Raw genomic sequence first — 24,645 nt, 5'->3', positions numbered from 1 at the left:
GGAGACACACATGCAATGGGAAGTCGTGATCGGGCTGGAGATTCACACCCAGCTCACCACCCGGTCGAAAATCTTTTCCGGTAGTTCCACCACGTTCGGTTCCGAGCCGAACACCCAGGCAAGCCTGGTAGACCTGGGCATGCCCGGCGTGCTGCCGGTGCTGAACCAGGAAGCGGTGCGCATGGCGGTGATGTTCGGTCTGGCGATTGACGCCGAGATCGGTCAGCACAACGTGTTCGCGCGTAAAAACTACTTCTACCCGGACCTGCCCAAGGGCTACCAGATCAGCCAGATGGAGCTGCCGATCGTCGGCAAGGGCCACCTGGATATGGCCCTGGAAGACGGCACGGTCAAACGTGTCGGCATCACCCGCGCGCACCTGGAAGAAGACGCCGGCAAGAGCCTGCACGAAGAATTCAGCGGCGCCAGCGGCATCGACCTGAACCGTGCCGGCACGCCGCTGCTGGAAATCGTTTCAGAGCCGGACATGCGCAGCGCCAAGGAAGCCGTGGCCTACGTCAAGGCGATCCACGCGCTGGTGCGTTACTTAGGGATTTGCGACGGCAACATGGCCGAAGGCTCGCTGCGTTGCGACTGCAACGTATCGATCCGCCCGAAAGGCCAGGTCGAATTCGGCACCCGCTGCGAAATCAAGAACGTCAACTCATTCCGTTTCATCGAGAAGGCGATCAACAGCGAAATCCAGCGTCAGATCGAATTGATCGAAGACGGCGGAAAAGTGATCCAGCAGACCCGCCTGTACGATCCGAACAAGGACGAAACTCGTCCAATGCGCAGCAAAGAGGAAGCCAACGACTACCGTTACTTCCCCGATCCGGACCTGCTGCCGGTGGTCATCGAGAACTCGTTCCTCGACGAAGTACGCGTCACCCTGCCGGAATTGCCACCGCAGAAGCGCGAGCGCTTCCAGGAGCAGTTCGGTCTGTCGGTCTATGACGCCAGCGTGCTGGCCACCAGCCGCGAGCAAGCCGATTACTTCGAGAAAGTCGCGAGCATCGGCGGCGACGCCAAACTGGCGGCGAACTGGGTGATGGTCGAGTTGGGCAGCCTGCTCAACAAGCAAGGCCTGGACATCGACGAGTCGCCGGTTTCCGCCGAGCTTCTGGGCGGCATGCTGCTGCGCATCAAGGACAACACCATCTCCGGCAAGATCGCCAAGGTGGTGTTTGAAGCGATGGCCAACGGCGAAGGCAGCGCGGACGAAATCATCGACAAGCGCGGCCTCAAGCAAGTGACCGACACCGGCGCCATCTCGGCGGTACTGGACGAAATGCTCGCGGCCAACGCCGAGCAGGTCGAACAATACCGCGCGGCAGACGAAGCCAAGCGCGGCAAGATGTTCGGTTTCTTCGTCGGCCAGGCCATGAAAGCCTCCAAAGGCAAGGCCAACCCGCAACAGGTCAACGAACTGCTCAAAAGCAAGCTCGAAGGCTGATGAGGATGGAGCCAGCTCTAAAATCTGGCTCCATTCCCTGTGGGAGCGAGCCTGCTCGCGATAGCGGTCCGGCACTCAACGATGAGTTGACTGTCAGAACGCTATCGCGAGCAGGCTCGCTCCCACAATTGTTTCGGGAAAACCTTGAATGAAACGTCTATTCAGCGCCTGTGCCCTCCTCTCGCTCCTGGCCGGTTGCGCCAGCACCGACACCGTCGATCCGCATGGCTACGACAAAACCGGCGTGGCTTCGTACTACGGCGCCAAACACCAAGGCAAACGCACCGCCAACGGCGAGCGTTTCAACATGAATTCCATGACCGCCGCCCATCGCCAGCTACCCTTCGGTACACGGGTGAAGGTCACCAATCTGAATAACGACAAATCCTGCGTGGTACGCATCAATGATCGCGGGCCGCACACCCGTGGCCGCCTGATCGACCTGTCAAAGGAAGCCGCCGAGCGCCTGGGCATGCTGCGCAGCGGCACCGCGCGGGTTCGCGTGCAAGCCCTCGACGACTGACCGATGGAGCCCCGACCATTTTCGGACTAGCCGATTTACCCCTGATCAGCGTGATCGAATTGCTCAGCGGATTGTTCCTGCTGATTGTCGGCGCCGAATTGATGGTACGCGCCGCCGTACGCATCGCCGCGCGATTGCACGTACGACCGCTGATCATCGGCCTGACCATCGTCGCCCTCGGCAGCAGCGCACCGCAGATGGCGGTCAGCCTGCAAGCGACCCTGGCGCACAATGCCGACATTGCCGTCGGCAGTGTGATCGGCAGCAGCATTTTCAACATCCTCGTTACCCTCGGGTTGTCCGCGCTGATCATTCCTTTGCGGGTTTCCCGGCAATTGGTGCGCCTGGATATTCCGTTGATGATCGGCGCCAGCCTGCTGGTGTTCGTACTCGCCTGGAATGAAGAACTGACCCGTGCCGACGGCGTGATGTTGCTTGCGGCTCTGGCAATTTACCTCGGCTTGTTGCTGCGCCAGTCACGGCATTCGGGTCGGCCGGTATCGAGCCATGACCACCACGGCGAGGCGCCATGGCTGAGCAGCCTGCTGATGATCGTCGCCGGGCTGGCGATGCTGGTGTACGCCGGGCACTTGCTGCTGGGGGCAGCCGTTGCGGTCGCCACCGATCTTGGATTGTCGGAACGGATCATCGGCCTGACCATCGTCGCCGTCAGCACCTCACTGCCGGAGCTCGCCACTTCGTTGATCGCTGCTATACGCGGCGAGCGAGACATTGCCGTGGGCAACGTGATTGGCAGCAACCTGTTCAACCTCCTGGGTGTGCTCGGTTTTACCGCGCTGGTGGCGCCGTCGCCGCTGTCGGTATCGCCCAATGCCCTGGATTTCGACCTGCCGGTGATGCTCGGCGTCGCGGTGCTGTGCCTGCCGCTGTTCTACACCGGCTACCGGGTGACCCGCGCCGAAGGCCTGCTGTTTCTGGGTTTGTACCTGGCGTATGGGCTGCACGTGGTGTCGTTCACCACCGGCATGCCACTGGCCGGCAAGCTGGAACACTTGATGCTGTTTTTCGTCCTGCCGGCGCTGGTGGCGTTTTTGCTGTTCACGTCACTACGCGCCTGGCGTCGCCAACACCATAAAAAGGAAGTCCCATGACCGAGAATAAAAAACCCGGCGTTGAAGTCCGCCGCCAAGTGATGGGCGACGCCTTCGTCGACCGCGCACTGGGCAATGCCACCGAATTCACCCAGCCGCTGCAGGATTTCGTCAACGAACACGCCTGGGGCGGTGTGTGGAATCGCGAAGGCCTGCCACTGAAGACCCGCAGCCTGATCACCCTCGCCGCCCTGACGGCCCTCAAGTGCCCGCAGGAATTGAAAGGTCATGTACGCGGTGCGCTGAACAACGGCTGTACTGTGGATGAGATTCGCGAGGCGTTGCTGCATTGCGCGGTGTATGCCGGTGTGCCGGCAGCGATCGATGCGTTTCGGGCGGCGCAGGAAGTGATCGACAGTTACCAGAAGCCAGAGTGATTACCCGAACGTTGTGGTGACAGCACTACCGCCATCGCGAGCAAGCTAGCTCCCACAGGGGTCTTCGGTGTGAATAGAATTTGATTAACAACAAAGAAACCTGTGGGAGCGGGCTTGCCCGCGAAGAGGCCCGAAAGAACACAGCAAAACTGCCAGTCAGATCCACCCACCCCACTGCAAAAAGAAGATTCCGACATTGGTGGTGACCGCCGCCATCAGCGTGGTAATCACGATAATCGCCGCCGCCAGCTCGTGATTGCCGTCCGCCGCCCGGGCCATGACGAAACTGGCAGCGGCGGTCGGGCTACCGAAGTACAGAAACAGAATCCCCAACTCTGCACCGCGAAAACCCCACAACCACGCCCCCAGCGTCGCCAGTACCGGCAAGCCGATCATCTTCACCAGGCTTGAACTCAGCGCCATGTTGCCGCTTTTGCGCAGTGCGGCCAGCGACAGCGTGCCACCGATGCAGATCAGCGCCAGCGGCAAGGTGGTTTGCGCCAGGTACTGGCCGGAGGTTTCCAGCCAGCCCGGCAAGCCGATCTTGAAATAGGCGAAGGGTGCAGCCGCGATCACGCTGATGATCAGCGGATTGCTGAACACGCTTTTGCAGATGCTCCACGGATCGGACTTGATCACCGGGCTGTACACCGCCAGCACGATGGTCGAGAGGGTGTTGTAGAACAGGATCACCAGCGCCGCCAGGATCGCCCCGAGGGAAATCCCGTAGTCGCCGTACATGCTTGCCGCCAGCGCCAGGCCGATGACCCCGTTGTTACCGCGAAAGGCACCCTGGGTGTAGATCCCCCGATCTTCCCGCGGGCACTTCCAGATCGCCCAGCCCCAGGCGATGGCAAAACATACCAGGGTCGCGAGGGAGAAGTAGATCAGCAGCGCCGGCTGCAACGCCGCGTGCAGGTCGGCATGCAGGATGCCCAGAAACAGCAACGCCGGCATGGTGACGTTGAACACCAGGGCCGACGCGGTGTGGATAAAGTTGTCGTTGATCCAGTCGATGCGCTTGAGCAACACCCCCAGAAACAGCATGGCAAACACCGGCGCGGTGATGTTCAGGGTTTCGAGGAAAATTGCCAGCATGCCGGGGGTAACCTTGGTGGGCGTCGTTAGGTGGCTAATGATAAGCCACTGGACACTTCGGCGCCTGCTGGATCGCTATCGCGAGCAGGCTCGCTCCCACATTTGTCCAGTGTCGAACACAAAATCCGTGTACGAAAAAGATCCACTGTAGGAGCGAGCCTGCTCGCGATGAACGATAACGCGGTCTTAAGTAATCGGCGCCGGATTGAACAGGGTGATGTCGTTGTGCAGCTTGTGCTGCTCGGCCCAGGTCTGTTTCTTGCCGCTGGCCACGTCCAGGTAGTAGTGGAACAACTCCCAGCCCAGCTCCTCGATCGATGCACGGCCGGTGGCAATGCGCCCGGCATCGATGTCGATCAGGTCCGGCCAGCGTTGCGCCAGTTCGGTCCGGGTCGAGACCTTCACCACCGGCGCCATGGCCAACCCGTAAGGCGTGCCGCGACCGGTGGTGAACACATGCAGATTCATCCCCGCCGCCAACTGCAAGGTCCCGCAGACAAAGTCGCTGGCCGGGGTCGCGCAGAAGATCAGGCCCTTGCGCTTGAAACGCTCGCCAGGGCCAAGCACGCCATTGATCGCGCTGCTGCCGGACTTGACGATCGATCCCAGGGATTTCTCGACAATGTTCGACAACCCGCCCTTCTTGTTGCCCGGCGTGGTGTTGGCACTACGATCCGCCTCGCCCTTGGCCAGGTAGCGGTCGTACCAGTCCATTTCCCGCACCAGTTCCCGGGCGACGTCCTGGTTTTCCGCACGGGAGGTCAGCAGATAAATGGCATCGCGCACTTCAGTCACTTCGGAAAACATCACCGTCGCACCGGCCCGCAGCAGCAGGTCCGAGGCATAACCGAGCGCCGGGTTGGCGGTGATGCCGGAGAACGCATCACTGCCGCCGCATTGCATGCCCAGGATCAGCTCGGACGCCGGCACGGTTTCCCGGCGGCGTTGATCGAGCTTCTTCAAGCGCGTCTCGGCCAGTTCCATGATCTGCTCGATCATCTCGCTGAAGCCGTGGCTGGAGTCCTGCAAGCGGTACAGCCAAGGCTCGCTGAGATCCACCGAGCTGTCGTTGTCGTGCATCACCTGCCCGGCCTGCAATTTCTCGCAGCCCAGGCTGATCACCAAGGCTTCGCCACCCAGGTTCGGGTTGCGTGCCAGGTTGCGCACGGTGCGGATCGGGATGTACGCGTCAGTCGCAGTGATGGCCACGCCACAGCCGTAGCTGTGGGTCAGCGCCACCACGTCATCGACGTGCGGGTACTTGGGCAACAACTCGTCCTTGATGCGCTTGACCGCATGATCCAGCACCCCGGTCACGCATTGCACGGTGGTGGTGATGCCAAGAATGTTGCGCGTGCCAACGGTGCCGTCGACATTGCGATAACCCTCGAAGGTGAAACCTTCCAGCGGTGCTTGCGCGGCCGGCACGTCGGTGGACAGCGGCAGGCTGTCCAGCGGTGGCGCGGTCGGCATGCGCAGTTGATCTTCCTTGACCCAACTGCCGCGGGGAATCGGCTGCAAGGCATAGCCAATGACCTGGCCGTAACGAATCACCTGGCCACCCTCTGGAATATCTTCCAGGGTGACCTTGTGGCTCTGTGGCACGAAGTCCACGGTGACCAGGCCGTCCGAAAACTCGGTGCCGGCCGGTACACCCTGATCATTAACCACGATCACCACGTTGTCCCGCTCGTGAAGGCGGATGTAGCGCGGCGAGTCGGCATGTTCAATCAACTGCATGACGCCGCTCCTCAGGAATGCGCTTGAGACAATTTGCCAGGGGCTTCAGAACCGTTCGCTGGTGGCTCTTTGAGCACCACGCGCTTGATCGGGCCCACGATCACCAGATAGCTGAACACCGCGACCAAAGCGTTGCAACCGACGAACACCAGCGCCCATTTGAACGACCCGGTGGAGCTGATGATGTAGCCGATCACGATCGGGGTGGTGATCGACGCAATGTTACCGAAGGTGTTGAACAGGCCACCGCTCAGACCGGCGATCTGCTTCGGCGAGGTGTCGGACACCACCGCCCAGCCCAATGCGCCTACACCTTTGCCGAAGAACGCCAGGGCCATGAAGCCGACGACCATCCATTCTACGTCGACGTAGTTGCACGCCACGATGCTGCTGGAAACCAGCAGCCCAGCGATGATCGGCGCCTTGCGGGCGAAGGTCAGGGAATGGCCTTTGCGCAGCAGATAATCGGAAATCACCCCGCCGAGCACACCACCGATGAAGCCGCAGATCGCCGGCAAGGACGCGATGAAACCGGCCTTGAGGATGGTCATGCCGCGTTCCTGCACCAGGTACACCGGGAACCAGGTCAGGAAGAAGTAGGTGATGCCGTTGATGCAGTACTGGCCCAGATACACGCCGAGCATCATGCGATTGGTCAGCAACTGGCGGATGTAGTCCCATTTCGGACCGTCGGTCTTTTTGCCTTTGCCTTTGCCCTTGTCCTGGTCCATGTCGACCATGCCGCCGTTGTCGGCGATGTGCTTGAACTCGGCCTCGTTGATCATCGGGTGCTGGCGCGGGCTGTAGATCACTTTCAGCCAGATCCCGGAGAAGATGATGCCGATCACGCCCATGACGATGAACACGTGCTGCCAGCCGAAGCTATAGACGATCCAGCCCATCAGCGGTGCGAACAACACGGTGGCAAAGTATTGCGCCGAGTTGAAGATCGCCGAGGCAGTGCCGCGTTCAGCGGTCGGGAACCAGGCCGCCACGATACGTGCGTTACCCGGGAAGGATGGCGCCTCAGCCAGGCCCACCAAAAAGCGCAGCATGAACAGCGCGACCACGGCGGTGGACATGCCGAACTCGCCGACATAACCCTGCAGCACGGTGAACAGCGACCAGGTGAAGATGCTCAGTGCGTAGATTTTTTTCGAACCGAAACGGTCCAGCAGCCAGCCACCGGGGATTTGCCCGGCCACGTAGGCCCAACCGAATGCGGAGAAGATGTAGCCGAGGGTAACGGCGTCGATGCCGAGGTCTTTCTGCAGGCTGGAGCCGGCGATTGCGATGGTAGCCCGGTCGGCGTAATTGATCGTGGTCACGAGGAAAAGCATGAGCAGGATCAAATAGCGGACGTGAGTCGGCTTCTGGGTCGATTGCATGTAGATGTACTCCCACAAATTATTTTTATGCGCGGGTGAATCTGTAGTTGCTCTCTGTAGGAGCGAGCCTGCTCGCGATGGTGGTCAACGATGACGCGGGGCATCAGGTTTACCGCCGCGACCTCAAGACCATCGCGAGCAAGGCTCGCTCCTACAGGGATGTTGCGTTACGAACCGATGTAAGAGGTCTTCACGACCGTGTAGAACTCTTGCGCATAGCGACCTTGCTCACGTGATCCATAGGATGAACCTTTACGCCCACCGAACGGAACGTGGTAATCCACACCGGCGGTCGGCAGGTTGACCATCACCATCCCGGCCTGGGAGTGGCGCTTGAAGTGGTTGGCGTACTTCAAGGACGTGGTAGCGATGCCCGCCGACAGCCCGAACTCGGTGTCGTTGGCCATGGCCAGCGCGGCTTCGTAATCGGCGACGCGGACGATGTTGGCCACCGGGCCGAAGATCTCTTCCTGGCTGATGCGCATCGAAGCTTCGCTGTCGGCAAACAGGGTTGGCGCGAGGAAGTAGCCCTCGGTGTCGCACGTCACCAGACCACCGCCGCTGACCAGACGCGCACCTTCGGACTGGCCGATGTCGATGTACTTCATGTCCTGTTCAAGCTGGGCCTGGGAAACCACCGGACCAATGTCGGTGCCGGCTTTCAGCGCGTGACCGACCTTGATCGACTTCATGCGCTCGGCCATGGCTTCGACGAACCGGTCGTGGATGCCAGCGGTGACGATAAAGCGGCTGGAAGCGGTGCAACGCTGGCCAGTGGAGTAGAACGCGCTCTGTACCGACAACTCGACTGCTTGCTTGAGGTCGGCGTCGTCGAGAATGATCTGCGGGTTCTTGCCGCCCATTTCCAGCTGGACCTTGGCCTGGCGCGAAACACAGCTGACGGCGATCTGACGACCCACGCCCACGGAACCGGTGAAGCTGATGCCGTCGACTTTCGGGCTGTGGACCAGTGCATCGCCCACCACACGACCGCTGCCCATCACCAGGTTGAACACACCGGCCGGGAAGCCTGCGCGGGAGATGATTTCGGCCAAGGCCCAGGCGCAACCCGGAACCAGGTCCGCGGGTTTCAGCACGACGCAGTTGCCGTAGGCCAGGGCCGGGGCGATTTTCCACGCAGGAATGGCGATCGGGAAGTTCCACGGGGTGATCAGACCGACCACGCCCAGGGCTTCGCGAGTGACTTCAACGTTGACGCCCGGACGCACCGACGGCAGGTAGTCGCCGGACAGGCGCAGGCATTCACCGGCGAAGAATTTGAAGATATTGCCGGCGCGGGTCACTTCGCCGATGGCTTCAGGCAGGGTCTTGCCCTCTTCCCGGGCCAGCAGGGTGCCGAGTTCTTCGCGACGGGCGAGGATTTCAGTACCGACTTTGTCCAGGGAATCGTGACGCGCCTGAATGCCGGAAGTGGACCAGGCCGGGAACGCAGCGCGGGCGGCGTCGATGGCGGCGTGGACCTGAGCCAGATCAGCCTTGGCGTAGTCGCCGATGGCATCGGTCAGTTCGGACGGGTTGATGTTGGTCGAATAGTCGCCACCGGCAACCCATTCACCGTTGATGTAGTTATCGAAACGCTTTGAATCAGCCACTTGAAGATCTCCTCACGCAAAAGGCCGCTGATTGCTCAGCGGCCTTACTTAATCGGATGTATTACTGCGCGCCCTGCTTGTCGATCAGCGCGGCGAGCATTTCGTACTCTTCGCCGGTCAGGTCGGTCAGCGGTGCACGCACCGGGCCTGCGTCATAGCCGGCAATTTTCGCCCCGGCCTTGACGATGCTCACGGCGTAACCGGCCTTGCGGTTACGGATGTCCAGGTACGGCAGGAAGAAGTCGTCGATGATCTTGCCGACGGTGGCGTGATCTTCACGAGCGATCGCGTGGTAGAAGTCCATCGCGGTTTTCGGAATGAAGTTGAACACCGCCGAGGAGTAGACCGGTACGCCCAGCGCCTTGTAGGCCGCGGCGTAGACTTCAGCGGTCGGCAAGCCACCCAGGTAGCTGAAGCGATCACCGAGGCGGCGACGGATCGACACCATCAACTCGATATCACCCAGGCCATCCTTGTAGCCGATCAGGTTCGGGCAGCGCTCGGCCAGACGTTCCAGCAGCGGCGCGGTCAGGCGGCAGACGTTACGGTTGTAGACCACCACGCCGATGTTGACCGATTTGCACACAGCCTCAACGTGGGCGGCAACGCCGTCCTGGCTGGCTTCGGTCAGGTAGTGCGGCAGCAGCAACAGGCCCTTGGCGCCCAGACGCTCGGCTTCCTGAGCGTATTCGATGGCCTGGCGGGTCGAACCGCCCACACCGGCCAGGATTGGCACGCTGGTGGCGCAGGTGTCGACCGCAGTCTTGATGATTTCCGAATATTCGCTGGCCGCCAGAGAGAAGAACTCACCGGTGCCGCCCGCGGCGAACAGCGCCGAGGCGCCGTATGGGGCCAGCCATTCCAGACGCTTGATATAGCCAGCGCGGTTGAAGTCGCCCTGCGCATTGAAATCGGTGACCGGGAAAGACAGTAGACCGGAAGAGAGGATGGACTTCAGTTCTTGTGGATTCATTATTCGAACACCCTGGATTGCGAGGTTGTGTGTATGTGAGAAAACCATTCAGCCAGCGCTGAAGTTGTAGGTCATCGTACAACTTAAAATACAACCGTCAACTGCATTTCATCGCTGCAGAGGAAAATTGTTCGACAAAAAAGGCTAAGACCAAAGTTTTAGAGGGGTTCAGCAGAGGGAGGAGAGTTGCGAGCGCCGTGATAAACGGTTGCTTGAGAGATACGTTGTCGGAAGATTTGGGATAAATACGGGTTTTGTTTTATGGCTTATGGCCCTATCGCGAGCAGGCTCGCTCCCACAGGGGGCTGGTGCATGATCTCAATTTTGTGATCGACACAAGACACTGTGGGAGCGAGCCTGCTCGCGATAGCGGTAGTTCAGACGATGAATGACACGGACAGATTACTTACCCCCGCTGCGCCTCAGCCTCTTCATGGGCATGACGCAACCGTTCACGGCTGTTGGTCAGGTGCAAACGCATGGCGGCCCGCGCCGCATCGGAATCCTGACGGGCAATGGCGTCGTAGATTTCCTCATGCTCACGGCCCAGGCGACTCATGTAGTGCTGCTGGTCGTCATGAGCCAGGCGCGCGGAGTTCAGCCGTGTGCGTGGAATGATGCTGGTGCCCAGGTGGGTCATGATGTCGGTGAAATAGCGGTTGCCGGTGGACAGCGCGATTTCGAGGTGGAAGGCGAAGTCCGAAGCCACGGCATCGCTGGCGTGAGCAGCGCTTTCATTCAACGCATCGAGGGCAGCGCGCATGTTGGCCAGCTGTTCCGGACTGCGACGTTGCGCCGCCAGCCCGGCAGACTCCACTTCCAGGCTGATGCGCAATTCCAGGATCGCCAGCACATCTCGCAAGGTCACCACGGTCGCCGGGTCGATACGGAAACCGCTCGGGCTCGGCGTGTCGAGCACGAAGGTACCGATACCGTGGCGGGTTTCCACTTGCCCTGCCGCCTGCAAACGGGAAATCGCCTCGCGCACCACCGTGCGGCTGACGCCATGGGCATCCATGATGGCCGACTCGGTGGGCAATTTGTCGCCACGCTTGAGATGACCGTCGCGGATCTGCTCGGACAGCACCGTCACCAGTTCCTGAGCGAGGCTGCGGCGCTTGCGTGGGAGGCGTGGTGCGTCGTTCGGGTTTTCCATGGTGAACATCTGTCTCGAAAAATTCGGCGGCTGAAAGCGCATCATAGCGCAACGCAGTTGTACGATCACCTTGTAGGAGCGAGCCTGCTCGCGATAGCGGTACGACATTCAATATTTAAATGTCTGACACTCCGCATCGCGAGCAGGCTCGCTCCCACAGGGATCCAAGGTCTTCAGGCGGTCACGGCCTGGTCCACCAAATGACCATTCTCGATACGAATGTGCCGCGGATGGAAGCGCTTCAGGCTGCTGCGATGGCCGACGCTGACGATGCTCAGCCCCGGCAACTCATCGATCAGCGCCTGGTACAGCGACGCCTCGTCCTCTTCATCCATCGCCGAAGTCGCTTCGTCCATGTACAGCCATTGCGGTGCATAAAGCAGCGCACGGGCAAAGGCCAGGCGCTGCTGCTCACCCGGCGACAACATGCGCTGCCAGTGGTTGGCTTCGTCGAGACGGGCAATCAGGTGCGGCAAGCGGCAGGTTTCCAGCACCTGCGCGTAGCGCTCGTTCGCATAGGTATCGCCGGGCTGTGGATAACTCAGGACATCACGCAGGGTGCCAATCGGCAAATACGGTTTTTGCGGCAGGAACAGGTAGCGCGCCGATGGCAGGCGAATACTGCCGTGGCCGGTCGGCCACAGATGTCCCATCGCCCGCAGCAGGGTCGACTTGCCGCTGCCGGAACGACCGCTGAGCATCACACGCTCGCCCTCCTTCACGGTCATGTCGGCGTTGGTCAGCAGGTGACGACCTTCAGCCAGGTCGAGGCCGAGGTTGTGCACCTTCAGCATCGAGCCCGAATTCTGTACGTCGATGGCCGGCGCACGCTCTTCGTTGTCACGCATGGCCTGATGGAAACTCAGCAGACGATCGCAGGTGGCGCGCCAGGAAGCGAGGCTCTGGTACGCACTGATAAACCAGCTGAAGCTTTCCTGCACATTGCCGAATGCCGAGCTGATTTGCATCAGTTCGCCCAGTTCGATCTTGCCGGAAAGGTAACGCGGCGCGGCAACCATGAAGGGGAAGATGATGGCGGCCTGACTGTAACCGGCGGTGAAGAACGTCAGGCGCTTGGACACTTTCATGATGTCCCAGAAGTTATGCCAGACCATCCCGAAGCGGCTGCTCAACCGACGATTTTCGTTCGGCTCGCCGTTGTACAACGCGATGCTTTCGGCATTCTCGCGAATTCGCACCATGGAGAAACGCAGGTCGGCTTCGAAGCGTTGTTGCTGGTTGTTCAGGCCGATCAGGCGACGACCGATCAAATGCGTCAACCAACTGCCGACCACTGCGTAAACCAGTACGCACCAGAACATGTAGCCGGGAATGGTGATGCCGAATACTTCAATGCTGCCCGACACCCCCCACAGAATGATCGAGAACGACACCAGGCTGACGATATTGCGCAGCAGCCCGATACCCAGCTCAAGGGTGTTGGAGGTGAAGCTGTTGAGGTCTTCGGAAATCCGCTGGTCAGGGTTATCGGTGTAACCGCCCTGCTCCAGCTGGTAGTAGTTTTTGTCACCCAGCCAGCGGGTGAAATGCTTTTCGGTGAGCCATGCTCGCCAGCGGATCGTCAGCATCTGCGTCAGGTACAGCCGGTACACCGCGCCGATGATCGCCACCGCCGCAATCGCGCAGAAGTACAGGATCAACTGCCAGAATGCGGCTTCATCCTTCTTTTGCAGGGCGTTGTAGAAGTCCTTGTACCAGGTGTTGAACCACACCGAGATCCCCACGCTGATCAGCGACAGCGCAATCACCGCGATCAACAGTGTCCAGGCCTTGACCTTCTCTTCACTACGCCAGTAAGGCGTGATCATCGCCCACACTTTGCGAAAAAACTGCCCGCGCACGGCGTCGTTGACCGCGGAATACTCAGCGTTCTGATTCATGGATAAGGCTCGATAGAGAAAAGAACACACACGAACCGATCATAGATGATCGGTTCGGTTTATCGCGAGATACGGCCTGCATTCGTTCGGCGCAGGTTCAGCGGCGAACGGGACGCTTCTGCAGTTTGCGCTGCAGGGTGCGGCGGTGCATGCCCAGGGCACGGGCCGTGGCGGAGATGTTGCCTTCGTGCTCGGTCAGCACGCGCTGGATGTGCTCCCACTGCAGGCGGTCCACGGACATCGGGTTTTCCGGCACCAGGCTGTCGAGGTCGGCGTGTTCGGACAGCAGCGCCGCCAGCACGTCGTCGGCGTCCGCCGGTTTGCACAGGTAATTGCAGGCACCGCGCTTGATCGCCTCGACGGCGGTGGCAATGCTCGAGTAACCGGTGAGGATCACCACGCGCATTTCCGGGTCCATTTCCAGCAACTTGGGCAGCAGCACCAGGCCGGAATCGCCGTCCATCTTCAGGTCCAGGGCGGCGTAATCCGGCAGATCGGCCTTGGCCAGCTCCAGGCCTTCCTCGGCGGAACCGGCAGTGCTGACGCGAAAACCGCGGCGAGCCATGGCACGAGCCATGACGCGGGTGAATGTGGCGTCGTCATCGACCAGCAACAAATGCGGCAGTTCTTCGCCTTCGACTTGGATCTCTTCACTCATGTTCGTCTCCTCGGGCGACACGGGGCAGGCGCAGCTCGGTGAGCGTGCCACCTTCCTCATGACTGTAGAGTTTCACTGAGCCGCCGGCGCGTGTCACGCTGGCCTTGCTCAAAAACAGGCCCAGGCCGAAGCCTTTGCCCTTGGTGGTAAAAAACGGCTTGCCGATTTGCTCGGCGATGGCCAGCGGCACACCGGCGCCATGGTCACGAATGCTGATGGTGAGGTTTTCCCAATCCCAGTCCAGTGTCACTTGCAGCCCTTCGGGGCAGGCATCGGCAGCGTTGTTCAACAGGTTCAGCAAAGCCTGGGTCAGATCCGGCGGCGGCGCCATGCGGGGGACCGGGCCCTGGCCGAGGCGCTGGAAGCGATAACTGGCTTCCGGGCGCATCAGGTGCCAGCGATTGAGGGCTTCATCGAGCCAATCGGTGACGTCCTGCATCTCCACCGCCAACCGACGATTGGCCTCGGCGGCGCGCACCAGTTGCTGCAAGGTTTGCTTGCACAGCTTGACCTGATCCTGCAGCACGCTCAGGTCGTCCTGCAACATCGGATCATGGTGGTCCTGACGCATTTCCTTGAGTAGCACACTCATGGTTGCCAGCGGCGTGCCCAGCTCATGGGCCGCACCGGCGGCCTGGGTGGCGACGGCCAGCAGTTGCTCATCGCGCAGGCCTTCTTCGCGACGAATGGCGCGCAACTCTTCCTGGCGACGCAGCTCTTCGGCCATGCGCGCGGCGAAGAAGGTGATCACTGCGGCGGCAAGGGCGAAGCTCAACCACATCCCGTACACCTGCAGGTTTTCACGAGCGATCGGGAAGGTTTGCAGCGGGTAGAACTGCGCCAGCAACAGCGTGTACATCGTCAGCGCGATACCCGACAGGATCACCGAATAACGCCATGGCAACGTCACGGCGGCAATGGTCAGCGGCACCAGGTAATAAGAGACGAAGGGGTTGGTCGAACCGCCGGAGAAATACAGCAAGGCACTGTGGATAAACAGGTCACAGGCCAGCTGCACGGCGTATTCGAGCTCGGTCACCGGCCACGAGGTGCGCAGGCGAATCGCCGTGAACACGCACAGCAGCATTGAACATGCGAGCGTTGCCGCCAGTTGAAACCAGGGCAGTGGCAGCAATTCGAGCCAGTAGGCCAGGCCAACGGAACCGGCCTGGGCGGCCAGCACCAACGTGCGGATGAACGTCAGCCGCCAGAGGTTCTGGCGAGTGGCGGAAGTGATTTGAACGGGGGCGAGCATGAGCTCTCCTGATGAGCGCTCCAGGCGGATCGCAGGGAGTATAACCAAGCGCGGGGGCTGACAGGCAAAAGTGCGGCAAACGGCCACACGTAGGAGCGAGCTTGCTCGCGATGGTCGCCAACGATGACGCAGGTATCCTGACACCCCGTCGCGCATTCGGGTTTCTCGCGAGCAAGCTCGCTCCTACAAGAAGCTGTGGCGATCTGTATAGAAGTTGTAACTGTGCGAACCGGAGCATAAAAGCTAGAGTCTGATGGTTTCACGCAGGCCCGGACCATACCCCTGCGCACCTTTCAAGGAGCCTTCATGCACACATTCCGCCGCAGCGCCGCACTCCTCGCCCTGGGCGTTGGCACCGTCGCCAGCCTCCCAGCCCTGGCCGCCGACGAGCTTCATTACAACCAGATTTCCCTGCGCGCCGAAGTCAGTCAGGAAGTGGCCCGCGACCTGATGATCGTGACCCTCTACACCGAAGAACAGAACAGCGACCCGGCCAAACTCGCCGCCGACGTCAGCACCACCATGAACAAGGCGCTGGCCAAGGCCAAGCAAGTCAAGGACATCACCCTGCGCCAGGGCAGCCGCAACAGCTACCCGATCTACGACACCAAGGGCCAGAAAATCACCGGCTGGCGCGAGCGCGCCGAATTGCGCCTGGAAAGCTCGGACTTCGCCGCGCTGTCGAAGCTGACCGGCGAACTGCTCACCGACCTGAAAATGGGCGGCATGGACTTCGCCATCGCCACCCCGACCCGCAAGGCCAGCGAAGACGCCTTGCTCAAGGACGCCGTGACCGCCTTCAAGGCCCGCGCCCAGCTTGCGACTGATGCTCTGGGCGGCAAGAGCTACAAAATCGTCAACCTGAACCTCAACAGCAACGGTTATCCACAGCCTTACCTGCGCGCGCCGATGATGATGAAAGCCGCCGCCATGGACAGCGCACCGGTGACACCGGATGTCGAGGCAGGCACCAGCCAGGTCAGCATGACCGCGGATGGTTCGATTGAAGTGCTGATGCCTTGAATCGATAGCCCCTGAACAAAAAACGGCGATCACTCAGATGATCGCCTTTTTTTTGGGCAGTTTTCAGGCATGAGCTATAACTGGAGAGTCCACCGGGAAAAGCCGGCAGTTGCACCGGGTGCAACTGAGTTCGATTGGCACTATCGGCGCAACAATAACCACTCTTATTCACGCCATACCCACCCCACAAAACGGGGTATGAATAAGTAACACCTCGCCCCACCCGGGAGCAACCAAGCTTCCTGGCGCACCACCAAAGTGCGCCAATTGCACCGTAAAAACACCGCGCAAACGGTCAAATGCGTCAGGAATTACACAAATGCGACATTAAGGTACGTTCGTGCCACCGTTTAAGGCTTGTAGCCACTCTGGATCTTGCATTGGGTATGGCCCCTGCATAAGTATCCGCAGGCACGACTCACGAGGTCGTCCTCTAATTCCAAAAATGACAACAAATCATGAGGCCACCATGCTTAAACACGCGGTCATTCCGTTCTTAGTTGGCGCAAGCTTGTTAGCCAGCGCACCGTTCGCCCAAGCAGCGACTAACCTGGTGTTCTGCTCCGAAGGGAGCCCGGCCGGTTTCGATCCAGGTCAATACACCACCGGAACCGACTTCGACGCCTCTGCAGAAACCATGTTCAACCGCCTCACCCAGTTCGAACGCGGCGGCACCGCCGTGGTTCCTGGGCTGGCGACCAAGTGGGACGTTTCCGATGACGGCCTGACTTACACCTTCCACCTGCGTGAAGGCGTCAAGTTCCATACCACGCCGTATTTCAAGCCAACTCGTGAGTTCAACGCCGACGACGTGCTGTTCACCTTTAATCGCATGATTAACAAGGATGACCCGTTCCGCAAAGCGTACCCGACCGAATTCCCGTACTTCACCGACATGGGGATGGATACCAACATCACCAAGATCGATAAAGTCGACGACCACACGGTCAAGTTCACCCTCAAAGACGTTGATGCCGCGTTCATCCAGAACATGGCCATGAGTTTCGCCTCGATCCAGTCCGCTGAGTACGCTGCGCAGCTGCTCAAGGAAGGCAAGACTGCCGACATCAACCAGAAGCCGATCGGCACCGGCCCGTTCGTGTTCAAGAGCTACCAGAAAGACTCCAACATCCGCTACACCGGGAACAAGGACTACTGGAAGCCTGACGACGTGAAGATCGACAACCTGATCTTCGCCATCACCACCGACCCGTCGGTACGTATCCAGAAGCTGAAGAAGAACGAGTGTCAGGTCACCCTGTTCCCTCGTCCGGCTGACCTGAAGGCGCTCAAGGAAGACAAGGACCTGAAACTGCCTGACCAGGCTGGTTTCAACCTGGGCTACATCGCCTACAACGTGATGCCCAAGGTCAAGGGTCAAACCGATGCGAACCCGCTGGCTGACCTGAAGGTGCGTCAGGCAATGGACATGGCGGTCAACAAGCAACAGATCATCGACTCCGTGTACCAGGGCGCCGGCCAACTGGCCGTCAACGCCATGCCGCCGACCCAGTGGTCCTACGACACCACCATCAAGGATGCGCCGTACAACCCTGAGAAAGCCAAGGAGCTGCTCAAGGAAGCCGGCGTCAAAGATGGCACCGAGATCGTTCTGTGGGCGATGCCGGTACAGCGTCCATACAACCCGAACGCTAAACTGATGGCAGAAATGCTGCAGTCCGACTGGTCCAAGATCGGCCTCAAGGTCAAGATCCAGAGCTACGAGTGGGGCGAGTACATCAAGCGCTCCAAAGGTGGCGAGAACCAGGCGATGCTGATTGGCTGGAGCGGTGACAATGGTGATCCGGACAACTGGCTGAACGTGCTGTTCGGCTGCGACTCGCTGGAAGGCAACAACTTCTCCAAATGGTGCGACAAGAAGTTTGACGACATCGTCAAGCAAGCCAAGCGCACTTCAGACCAAAGCAAGCGCACCGAGCTCTACAAACAAGCGCAACACGTCCTCAAAGATGCTGTGCCTATGACACCTATCGCTCACTCGACGGTGTTCCAACCCATGCGCGCCAACGTGCAGGACTTCAAGATCAGCCCATTTGGCTTGAACTCCTTCTACGGCGTCAGCGTCAGCAAATAAGGTTTTGCAACGGCGACGTTTCTGACGTCGCCGTTGCTTTATCTACCGAGAAAGCAGGAATTCGCCTACATCCAAATCCGCAGCTGACTACAGCATCGGGGGAGGACGCGTCGCCATTTCCTACGAGTCTTTAGGACTCTACGCATTTACTGCCGGACCCGTGGCTCATACCGTCGGGATCCGACCAGTGCATGCGTGGGTCATCGGTTACTGCTGTGTGCATGGCTTGAAATCAGTGATGCCTCTACGTCCGCGCACGGGACGGCGGCTCATTGACAACACTTTGAGAGAAAAGGAAGCGTTATGCGCCATACCCTGGTTTTATCCGCATTGCTGGGCACCGGCCTGTTGGCCGCCACTTCCATCAGCCAGGCCGCCAACAACAGCCTGGTGTTCTGCTCCGAAGGCAGCCCCGCCGGTTTCGACACGGCGCAGTACACCACTGCGACCGACAACGACGCCGCCGAGCCGCTGTACAACCGGTTGGCCGAGTTTGAAAAAGGCGCGACCAACGTCGTACCGGGCTTGGCCACGAGCTGGGATATTTCCGAAGACGGCCTCAAATACACCTTTCACCTGCGCGAAGGGGTGAAGTTTCATACCACCAAGTACTTCACGCCGACCCGCGATTTCAACGCCGATGACGTGCTGTTCACGTTCAATCGCATGCTCGATCCGCAGCAACCTTTCCGTAAGGCTTATCCGACAGAGTTTCCGTACTTCAACGGCATGAGCCTGAACAAGAATATCGCCAAGGTCGAAAAGACCGGGCCGCTGACCGTGGTCTTTACGCTCAACAGCGTGGACGCCGCGTTCATCCAGAACATCGCCATGAGCTTCGCCGCCATCCTTTCGGCCGAATACGCCGACCAGCTGCTGGCCGAGGGCAAGCCGAGCGACATCAACCAGAAGCCGATCGGCACCGGGCCGTTCGTGTTCAAGAGCTACCAGAAAGACTCGAACATCCGTTACACCGGCAACCAGCATTACTGGGACCCGAGCCGGGTCAAGCTCGACAACCTGATTTTCGCCATCAACACCGACGCCTCGGTACGCGTGCAGAAACTCAAGGCCGGCGAGTGCCAGATCACCTTGCACCCGCGCCCTGCCGATGTGACCGCGCTGAAGAACGACCCGGCCCTGCAACTGATTGAGAAGCCTGGTTTCAACCTCGGCTACATCGCCTACAACGTGCGCCACAAACCCTTCGACCAACTCGAAGTGCGCCAGGCGCTGGACATGGCGGTGAACAAGCAAGGCATTCTCAATGCCGTCTACCAGGGTGCGGGGCAACTGGCGGTCAATGCCATGCCGCCGACCCAATGGTCCTACGACGACACGATCAAGGACGCCGCCTACAACCCGGAAAAAGCCAGGGAATTGCTCAAGGCTGCCGGCGTCAAGGAAGGCACCGAAATCACCCTCTGGGCCATGCCGGTCCAGCGTCCGTACAACCCCAACGCCAAGTTGATGGCCGAGATGCTCCAGGCTGACTGGGCGAAGATCGGCCTCAAGGTCAAGATCGTCAGCTATGAGTGGGGCGAGTACATCAAGCGCACCAAGAATGGCGAGCACGACATCAGCCTGATCGGCTGGACCGGTGACAACGGGGACCCGGACAACTGGCTGGGCACGCTCTACAGCTGCGACGCCATTGGCGGTAACAACTACTCGATGTGGTGTGATCCGGCTTACGACAAGCTGATCAAGCAGGCCAAGGTCGTCACCGACCGCGACCAGCGCACTCTGCTCTACAAACAGGCGCAGCAGTACCTCAAGCAGCAAGTGCCGATCACGCCAGTCGCCCACTCAACGGTCAACCAGCCGCTGAGCGCCAAAATCGAAGGGTTCAAGGTGAGCCCGTTCGGTCGCAACGTTTTCTCGGGTGTCAGCATAGAAAAATAACCGATTAGCCAGAAATGCCGGGGGGCGGATTTTCCGCCCTCGCGCAGACGCTTTGCCGTCTTTTGCCAATTTGGCTTACAGCAAACGTTTGCGATGCCGTTAATGAGTTCTAAACCAATAGCCGGATCACAAAAAAAAGACCGGCATAAAAAAAGAAAGTAAGGAGCTTTACCCATGAAACTGAGCAGCACCGCATTATTGGCCTTGGCCATAAGCAGCGTAACCGCCACGGCTTACGCAGAAACCCAAAGCCAGGCTTTCACCCCGGTTACCGTGAACGAGAAAAGCGCCCAAAGCGAAGCCACCGGCTTTGTCGAAGGCCAGTCGATCACCGGCACCACACGTAACTGGTACGCCAACGAGCAACTGCAACGCGGCGCCAAGTTCGCCTACAAGAAGGACGGCGTTTCGACCCCGACCGATCGCCGGATCAACTGGGTCCAGGGCACCATCCTCAAGTACAACTCGGGCTTCACCGAAGGCACTGTCGGTTTCAGCACTGAAATCGCCGCCTACAACGCCGTTGCCCTGGACCGGGACCGCAAAGACCTGGCATCCAACAACGGTGGCGCACCGGGCACTCGTCCAGGCGCGGGCAACAACCGTACCCTGACCAAGGAAGGCGGCGACGCTCAAGGCCAGTGGAGCAAACTGGGCCTGGCCAACGTCAAGGCCCGTGTCTCCAACAGCACCCTGACCGCCGGCCGCATGAACTTCAGCAGCCCGATGGTCGACGTGATCGGTAACCGTGCACTGCCTTCGAGCTTCCAGGGCGTGGCCCTCCACAGCGAAGAGCTGAACAACCTGGCCTTCGACCTGGCCACTTTCGACCGCAACTCGCCGCGTACCGAAGAAAGCCAGCGCAAATTCCGCACCGAATACGCCAACGGCATCGTCGAAACCGACCACGTTCACACCGGCGGTATCACCTACACCCCATTTGCCAGCCTGACCACCAGCCTCTGGGCGACCCAGGCTGAAGACATCTGGAACCAGTACTACTTCGGCGCCTCTCACGTACTGGGCGACAGCCAGGTACTGAGCCTGACCACCGGCTTGAACTACTACAAAACCAAGGAAACCGGTAAAGCCCTGATCGGCGATATCGACAACGACACCTACTCGCTGTCGTTCGGCCTGACCCACCAGGCCCACACCCTGACCTTCTCGTACCAGGAAGTGAACGGTAACGAGTACTTCGACTACCTGCACGAAACCAACGGTATCTACCTGGCCAACTCCCTGCTGTCGGACTTCAACGGCCCGAACGAAAAATCGTTCCAGGTTGCCTACGGTCTGAACATGGCCGAATACGGCGTGCCAGGCCTGAAGTTCAACATCTACCAGGCTCGCGGCTGGGGTATCGACGGTACTCACTACACCGGCAACGGCGGCGTGGCAGGCAAGGGTTACGACGGTATCCAGTCCCAGGATGGCGAACACCACTATGAATACGGCATCGGCGCGACCTACGCCGTGCAGAGCGGCCCGCTCAAGGCCACCACGATCCGCGGCACCTACACCGCTCACCGTGCCAGCGAAAACCAGGCTGACGGCAGCATCAACGAGTTCCGTCTCGTGACCACGGTTCCGTTCAACATCCTGTAATGCACGTGCCGAACGGCTGATTCAATGACGAGTCGACCGTTCGGCTTTTGTCCTTTAACTGATTGCAGAGGGTTCTTGATGAAAATGCTTCCCCTACGTGCGGCCATCGCGGCCGCGTTGCTCAGTGTCGCTGTCGGCGTTTCGGCCAAACCCCTGGTGGTTTGCACGGAAGCCAGCCCCGAAGGCTTCGACATGGTCCAGTACACGACTGCAGTCACCGCCGATGCCGTGGCCGAAACCATCTTCAATCGCCTGGCAGACTTCAAGCCCGGTACCACCGACGTGATTCCGGCACTGGCCGACTCCTGGGACATCAGCGAAGACGGCCTGAGCTACACGTTCCATCTGCGTAAAGGTGTCAAGTTCCACACCACCGACTACTTCAAGCCGACCCGTGACATGAATGCCGACGACGTGGTCTGGAGTTTCCAGCGTCAGCTGGATCCGAATCATCCGTGGCACAAACTGTCGAGCGTGGGCTTCCCGTACTTTGAAAGCATGGGCTTCAAGGAACTGCTCAAGAGCGTCGAGAAAGTCGACGACAACACGGTCAAGTTCACCCTGACCCGTCGCGAAGCGCCGTTCCTGGCCGACATTGCCATGGCTTTCTCCTCGATCTACTCCGCCGAGTACGCCGACCAGTTGCTCAAGGCCAACAAGACCGGCGACCTGAACAACAAGCCAGTCGGCACCGGCCCGTTCGTATTCCAGCGCTACAACAAGGACGCCCAGGTTCGCTTCAAGGCCAACCCGGACTACTTCCGAGGCAAGCCTCCGGCTGATGCGCTGATCCTGGCCATCGCCACCGACAACAACGTGCGCCTGCAGAAGCTCAAGGCCAACGAGTGCCAGGTCGCGCTGTATCCAAAACCGGATGACATTCCGAGCATCAAGAAAGACGACAAGCTGAAAGTCGATGAGCTGAATGCGATGACCGTCGCGTACATCGCCATCAACACCACGCACAAGTACCTGAGCGATGTACGGGTGCGTAAAGCCATCGACATCGCCTTCGACAAGGAAGCGGCTGTCAACGCGCTGTTCGGCAAGGGCAATGCAACAGCCGCCGTCAACCCGTTCCCGGACACCCTGTTGGGCTACAACCACACACTGAAGAACCCGGCCCGTGACCTGGAGAAGGCCCGTGCCCTGCTCAAGGAAGCCGGCGTACCGGAAGGCACCACCTTCACCCTGTTCACCCGCAACGGAGGCGGTGCAACCAACCCGAACCCGATGCTCGGTGCGCAAATGATGCAGGCCGACCTGGCCAAGGTCGGGATCAAGATCGACATCCGCGTGATGGAATGGGGCGAAATGCTCAAGCGCGCGAAAAACGGCGAGCACGACATGGTTTCCGCCGGATGGGCGGGCGACAACGGCGACCCGGATAACTTCCTGACGCCTATGCTCAGTTGTGAGGCGGCCAAGAACGGCGAAAACTACGCACGCTGGTGCAATGACAAGTTCCAGGCCCTGATCGATCAGGCCCGGGAAAAAACCGATCCGGCCGAGCGTGCAGCCCTGTATGAGCAGGCCCAGGTTATTTTTAACCAGGACCAGCCGTGGATCAGCTTGGCGCATACTCGGATGTTTACCGCAATGCGCAACAACGTAGAGGGCTATCACATTAGCCCCCTTACCACGAATAACTTCGCCACCACCCAGGTGAAGTAATAAGAAAACTCCCGGCATGCCTGACCCAGGCATGCCGGGCACGCCTAACCGGCTGATGAGGTACAACACACGATGTTTAGTTTTATTGCCCGCCGACTGGGGTTACTGATCCCCACGTTCTTCGGTATCACCTTGCTGACTTTCGCGTTGATTCGCATGATCCCGGGCGACCCCGTAGAAGTCATGATGGGAGAACGTAGGGTCGATCCCGAAATGCACGCTCAGGCAATGGAACGCCTAGGTCTGAATAAACCCCTGTATGCCCAGTACCTGGATTACATCGGCAAGCTGGCCCACGGCGATCTCGGGGAATCCCTGCGTACCCGTGAAAGCGTGTGGAGCGAGTTCACCTCCCTGTTCCCCGCGACCCTGGAACTGTCCATGGCCGCCCTGTTATTCGCCGGCATCCTGGGCCTTCTGGCCGGGGTGATCGCGGCACTCAAGCGAGGGTCCCTGTTCGACCACGGGGTGATGGGCGTCTCCCTGGCGGGATACTCGATGCCGATCTTCTGGTGGGGCCTGATCCTGATCATGTTTTTCTCGGTGAGCCTTGGCTGGACCCCGGTTTCCGGGCGGATCGACCTGCTGTACGACATCGAGCCACGCACCGGCTTCATGCTGATCGATACACTGCTGGCCGATGACGTCGGCGCGTTCCTGGATGCCCTGCATCACCTGATCCTGCCGGCCATCGTGCTGGGCACCATCCCGCTGGCGGTGATCGCGCGGATGACCCGCTCCTCGATGCTCGAAGTGCTGCGTGAAGACTACATTCGCACCGCCAAGGCCAAGGGTCTGTCGCCGTCGCGCGTGGTGTTCGTGCACGGTCTGCGTAACGCGCTGATTCCGGTACTGACCGTGGTCGGCCTGCAAGTCGGCACCCTTCTGGCCGGTGCGGTCCTCACCGAAACCATCTTCTCGTGGCCGGGCATCGGCAAATGGCTGATCGAAGCCATTGGCGCCCGGGATTACCCCGTCGTGCAAAACGGCATCCTGTTAATCGCCTGCCTGGTGATTGTGGTCAACTTCGTAGTGGACATCCTCTACGGCTTTGCCAACCCACGCATCCGTCATCAGCGCTGAGATCATG

19 protein-coding genes are annotated in these 24,645 nt (G+C 59.9%); 10 read left to right on the top strand and 9 right to left on the bottom strand.

The genetic code is table 11. The annotated features are described in order from the left end of the window. Positions 1-10 precede the first annotated feature (10 nt). The 4 genes from gatB to AC3IT9_RS04095 all read left to right on the top strand — a co-directional run bounded on the left by gatB (position 11) and on the right by AC3IT9_RS04095 (position 3,468). Positions 11-1,456 (top strand): Asp-tRNA(Asn)/Glu-tRNA(Gln) amidotransferase subunit GatB, encoded by a 1,446-nt coding sequence (gene gatB, locus AC3IT9_RS04110; RefSeq protein ID WP_489272137.1) that lies wholly within the window; start codon positions 11-13, stop codon positions 1,454-1,456. Between the two features lie 148 nt (positions 1,457-1,604). After that, positions 1,605-1,979: a septal ring lytic transglycosylase RlpA family protein gene (locus tag AC3IT9_RS04105; RefSeq protein ID WP_150727446.1), complete on the top strand. Its 375-nt coding sequence runs from the start codon at positions 1,605-1,607 to the stop codon at positions 1,977-1,979. A 50-nt stretch (positions 1,980-2,029) separates the two neighbouring features. Then, the gene (locus AC3IT9_RS04100) at positions 2,030-3,091 is read left to right on the top strand and encodes a calcium/sodium antiporter (protein ID WP_150754371.1); all 1,062 of its coding nucleotides are present in this window, start codon (positions 2,030-2,032) and stop codon (positions 3,089-3,091) included. Continuing rightward, entirely contained in the window at positions 3,088-3,468 is a 381-nt protein-coding gene (locus AC3IT9_RS04095; protein ID WP_046040018.1) for a carboxymuconolactone decarboxylase family protein, read from the top strand. Before AC3IT9_RS04100 ends, AC3IT9_RS04095 begins: the two co-directional genes overlap by 4 nt. Positions 3,469-3,624: 156 nt before the next feature. Here AC3IT9_RS04095 and AC3IT9_RS04090 read toward each other — a convergent pair whose 3' ends face one another. The 9 genes from AC3IT9_RS04090 to AC3IT9_RS04050 form a co-directional block, all read right to left on the bottom strand. Next, positions 3,625-4,566, bottom strand: a complete 942-nt coding sequence (locus AC3IT9_RS04090; RefSeq protein WP_413426888.1) for an AEC family transporter — start codon at positions 4,564-4,566, stop codon at positions 3,625-3,627. A 186-nt stretch (positions 4,567-4,752) separates the two neighbouring features. Then, positions 4,753-6,306, bottom strand: coding sequence for a galactarate dehydratase (gene garD, locus AC3IT9_RS04085; protein ID WP_489272135.1), 1,554 nt, complete (start codon positions 6,304-6,306; stop codon positions 4,753-4,755). An 11-nt stretch (positions 6,307-6,317) separates the two neighbouring features. Beyond that, entirely contained in the window at positions 6,318-7,694 is a 1,377-nt protein-coding gene (locus AC3IT9_RS04080; RefSeq protein WP_489272133.1) for an MFS transporter, read from the bottom strand. 167 nt (positions 7,695-7,861) lie between these two features. Beyond that, complete coding sequence (locus AC3IT9_RS04075) at positions 7,862-9,307, bottom strand: aldehyde dehydrogenase family protein (RefSeq protein WP_489272132.1); 1,446 nt, start codon at positions 9,305-9,307, stop codon at positions 7,862-7,864. A gap of 61 nt (positions 9,308-9,368) precedes the next feature. Then, positions 9,369-10,280 (bottom strand): 5-dehydro-4-deoxyglucarate dehydratase, encoded by a 912-nt coding sequence (kdgD, locus tag AC3IT9_RS04070; protein ID WP_007976489.1) that lies wholly within the window; start codon positions 10,278-10,280, stop codon positions 9,369-9,371. Between the two features lie 406 nt (positions 10,281-10,686). Next, a complete protein-coding gene (locus AC3IT9_RS04065) occupies positions 10,687-11,436 on the bottom strand; it encodes a FadR/GntR family transcriptional regulator (RefSeq protein WP_191624930.1) in 750 nt (249 codons plus the stop codon). A 173-nt stretch (positions 11,437-11,609) separates the two neighbouring features. After that, positions 11,610-13,337: an ABC transporter ATP-binding protein/permease gene (locus AC3IT9_RS04060; RefSeq protein ID WP_489272131.1), complete on the bottom strand. Its 1,728-nt coding sequence runs from the start codon at positions 13,335-13,337 to the stop codon at positions 11,610-11,612. A 97-nt stretch (positions 13,338-13,434) separates the two neighbouring features. Further along, positions 13,435-13,995: a response regulator transcription factor gene (locus AC3IT9_RS04055; protein WP_007973041.1), complete on the bottom strand. Its 561-nt coding sequence runs from the start codon at positions 13,993-13,995 to the stop codon at positions 13,435-13,437. Then, on the bottom strand, positions 13,988-15,250 hold the full coding sequence (locus AC3IT9_RS04050) for an ATP-binding protein (protein WP_150727455.1): 1,263 nt from the start codon (positions 15,248-15,250) through the stop codon (positions 13,988-13,990). Before AC3IT9_RS04050 ends, AC3IT9_RS04055 begins: the two co-directional genes overlap by 8 nt. 306 nt (positions 15,251-15,556) lie before the next feature. Here AC3IT9_RS04050 and AC3IT9_RS04045 point away from each other — a divergent pair, with 306 nt between their 5' ends. From AC3IT9_RS04045 to AC3IT9_RS04020, 6 genes are all read left to right on the top strand, one after another. Further along, positions 15,557-16,273, top strand: a complete 717-nt coding sequence (locus AC3IT9_RS04045) for an SIMPL domain-containing protein (protein ID WP_150754363.1) — start codon at positions 15,557-15,559, stop codon at positions 16,271-16,273. A gap of 469 nt (positions 16,274-16,742) precedes the next feature. After that, the gene (locus AC3IT9_RS04040; RefSeq protein WP_150727457.1) at positions 16,743-18,368 is read left to right on the top strand and encodes an ABC transporter substrate-binding protein; all 1,626 of its coding nucleotides are present in this window, start codon (positions 16,743-16,745) and stop codon (positions 18,366-18,368) included. A 303-nt stretch (positions 18,369-18,671) separates the two neighbouring features. After that, on the top strand, positions 18,672-20,273 hold the full coding sequence (locus AC3IT9_RS04035) for an ABC transporter substrate-binding protein (protein ID WP_489272129.1): 1,602 nt from the start codon (positions 18,672-18,674) through the stop codon (positions 20,271-20,273). A gap of 174 nt (positions 20,274-20,447) precedes the next feature. Next, on the top strand, positions 20,448-21,881 hold the full coding sequence (locus AC3IT9_RS04030) for an OprD family porin (protein WP_489272128.1): 1,434 nt from the start codon (positions 20,448-20,450) through the stop codon (positions 21,879-21,881). Positions 21,882-21,959: 78 nt separating this feature from the next. Next, entirely contained in the window at positions 21,960-23,555 is a 1,596-nt protein-coding gene (locus AC3IT9_RS04025) for an ABC transporter substrate-binding protein (protein WP_489272126.1), read from the top strand. Between the two features lie 72 nt (positions 23,556-23,627). Then, entirely contained in the window at positions 23,628-24,638 is a 1,011-nt protein-coding gene (locus AC3IT9_RS04020) for an ABC transporter permease subunit (protein ID WP_150727461.1), read from the top strand. Positions 24,639-24,645: the final 7 nt, after the last annotated feature.

It is taken from the genome of Pseudomonas sp. KH_046_1 (assembly GCF_057839025.1).
This window is presented reverse-complemented; position numbering and strand designations above follow the sequence as displayed.

Coding starts and splice junctions, on each gene's coding strand:
- AC3IT9_RS04055 (WP_007973041.1), bottom strand. CDS start 13,995: ATGAGTGAAGAGATCCAAGTCGAAGGCGAAGAACTGCCGCATTTGTTG.
- kdgD (WP_007976489.1), bottom strand. CDS start 10,280: ATGAATCCACAAGAACTGAAGTCCATCCTCTCTTCCGGTCTACTGTCT.
- AC3IT9_RS04080 (WP_489272133.1), bottom strand. CDS start 7,694: ATGCAATCGACCCAGAAGCCGACTCACGTCCGCTATTTGATCCTGCTC.
- AC3IT9_RS04025 (WP_489272126.1), top strand. CDS start 21,960: ATGAAAATGCTTCCCCTACGTGCGGCCATCGCGGCCGCGTTGCTCAGT.
- garD (WP_489272135.1), bottom strand. CDS start 6,306: ATGCAGTTGATTGAACATGCCGACTCGCCGCGCTACATCCGCCTTCAC.
- AC3IT9_RS04060 (WP_489272131.1), bottom strand. CDS start 13,337: ATGAATCAGAACGCTGAGTATTCCGCGGTCAACGACGCCGTGCGCGGG.
- AC3IT9_RS04095 (WP_046040018.1), top strand. CDS start 3,088: ATGACCGAGAATAAAAAACCCGGCGTTGAAGTCCGCCGCCAAGTGATG.
- AC3IT9_RS04105 (WP_150727446.1), top strand. CDS start 1,605: ATGAAACGTCTATTCAGCGCCTGTGCCCTCCTCTCGCTCCTGGCCGGT.
- AC3IT9_RS04090 (WP_413426888.1), bottom strand. CDS start 4,566: ATGCTGGCAATTTTCCTCGAAACCCTGAACATCACCGCGCCGGTGTTT.
- gatB (WP_489272137.1), top strand. CDS start 11: ATGCAATGGGAAGTCGTGATCGGGCTGGAGATTCACACCCAGCTCACC.
- AC3IT9_RS04050 (WP_150727455.1), bottom strand. CDS start 15,250: ATGCTCGCCCCCGTTCAAATCACTTCCGCCACTCGCCAGAACCTCTGG.
- AC3IT9_RS04065 (WP_191624930.1), bottom strand. CDS start 11,436: ATGGAAAACCCGAACGACGCACCACGCCTCCCACGCAAGCGCCGCAGC.
- AC3IT9_RS04040 (WP_150727457.1), top strand. CDS start 16,743: ATGCTTAAACACGCGGTCATTCCGTTCTTAGTTGGCGCAAGCTTGTTA.
- AC3IT9_RS04035 (WP_489272129.1), top strand. CDS start 18,672: ATGCGCCATACCCTGGTTTTATCCGCATTGCTGGGCACCGGCCTGTTG.
- AC3IT9_RS04020 (WP_150727461.1), top strand. CDS start 23,628: ATGTTTAGTTTTATTGCCCGCCGACTGGGGTTACTGATCCCCACGTTC.
- AC3IT9_RS04030 (WP_489272128.1), top strand. CDS start 20,448: ATGAAACTGAGCAGCACCGCATTATTGGCCTTGGCCATAAGCAGCGTA.
- AC3IT9_RS04045 (WP_150754363.1), top strand. CDS start 15,557: ATGCACACATTCCGCCGCAGCGCCGCACTCCTCGCCCTGGGCGTTGGC.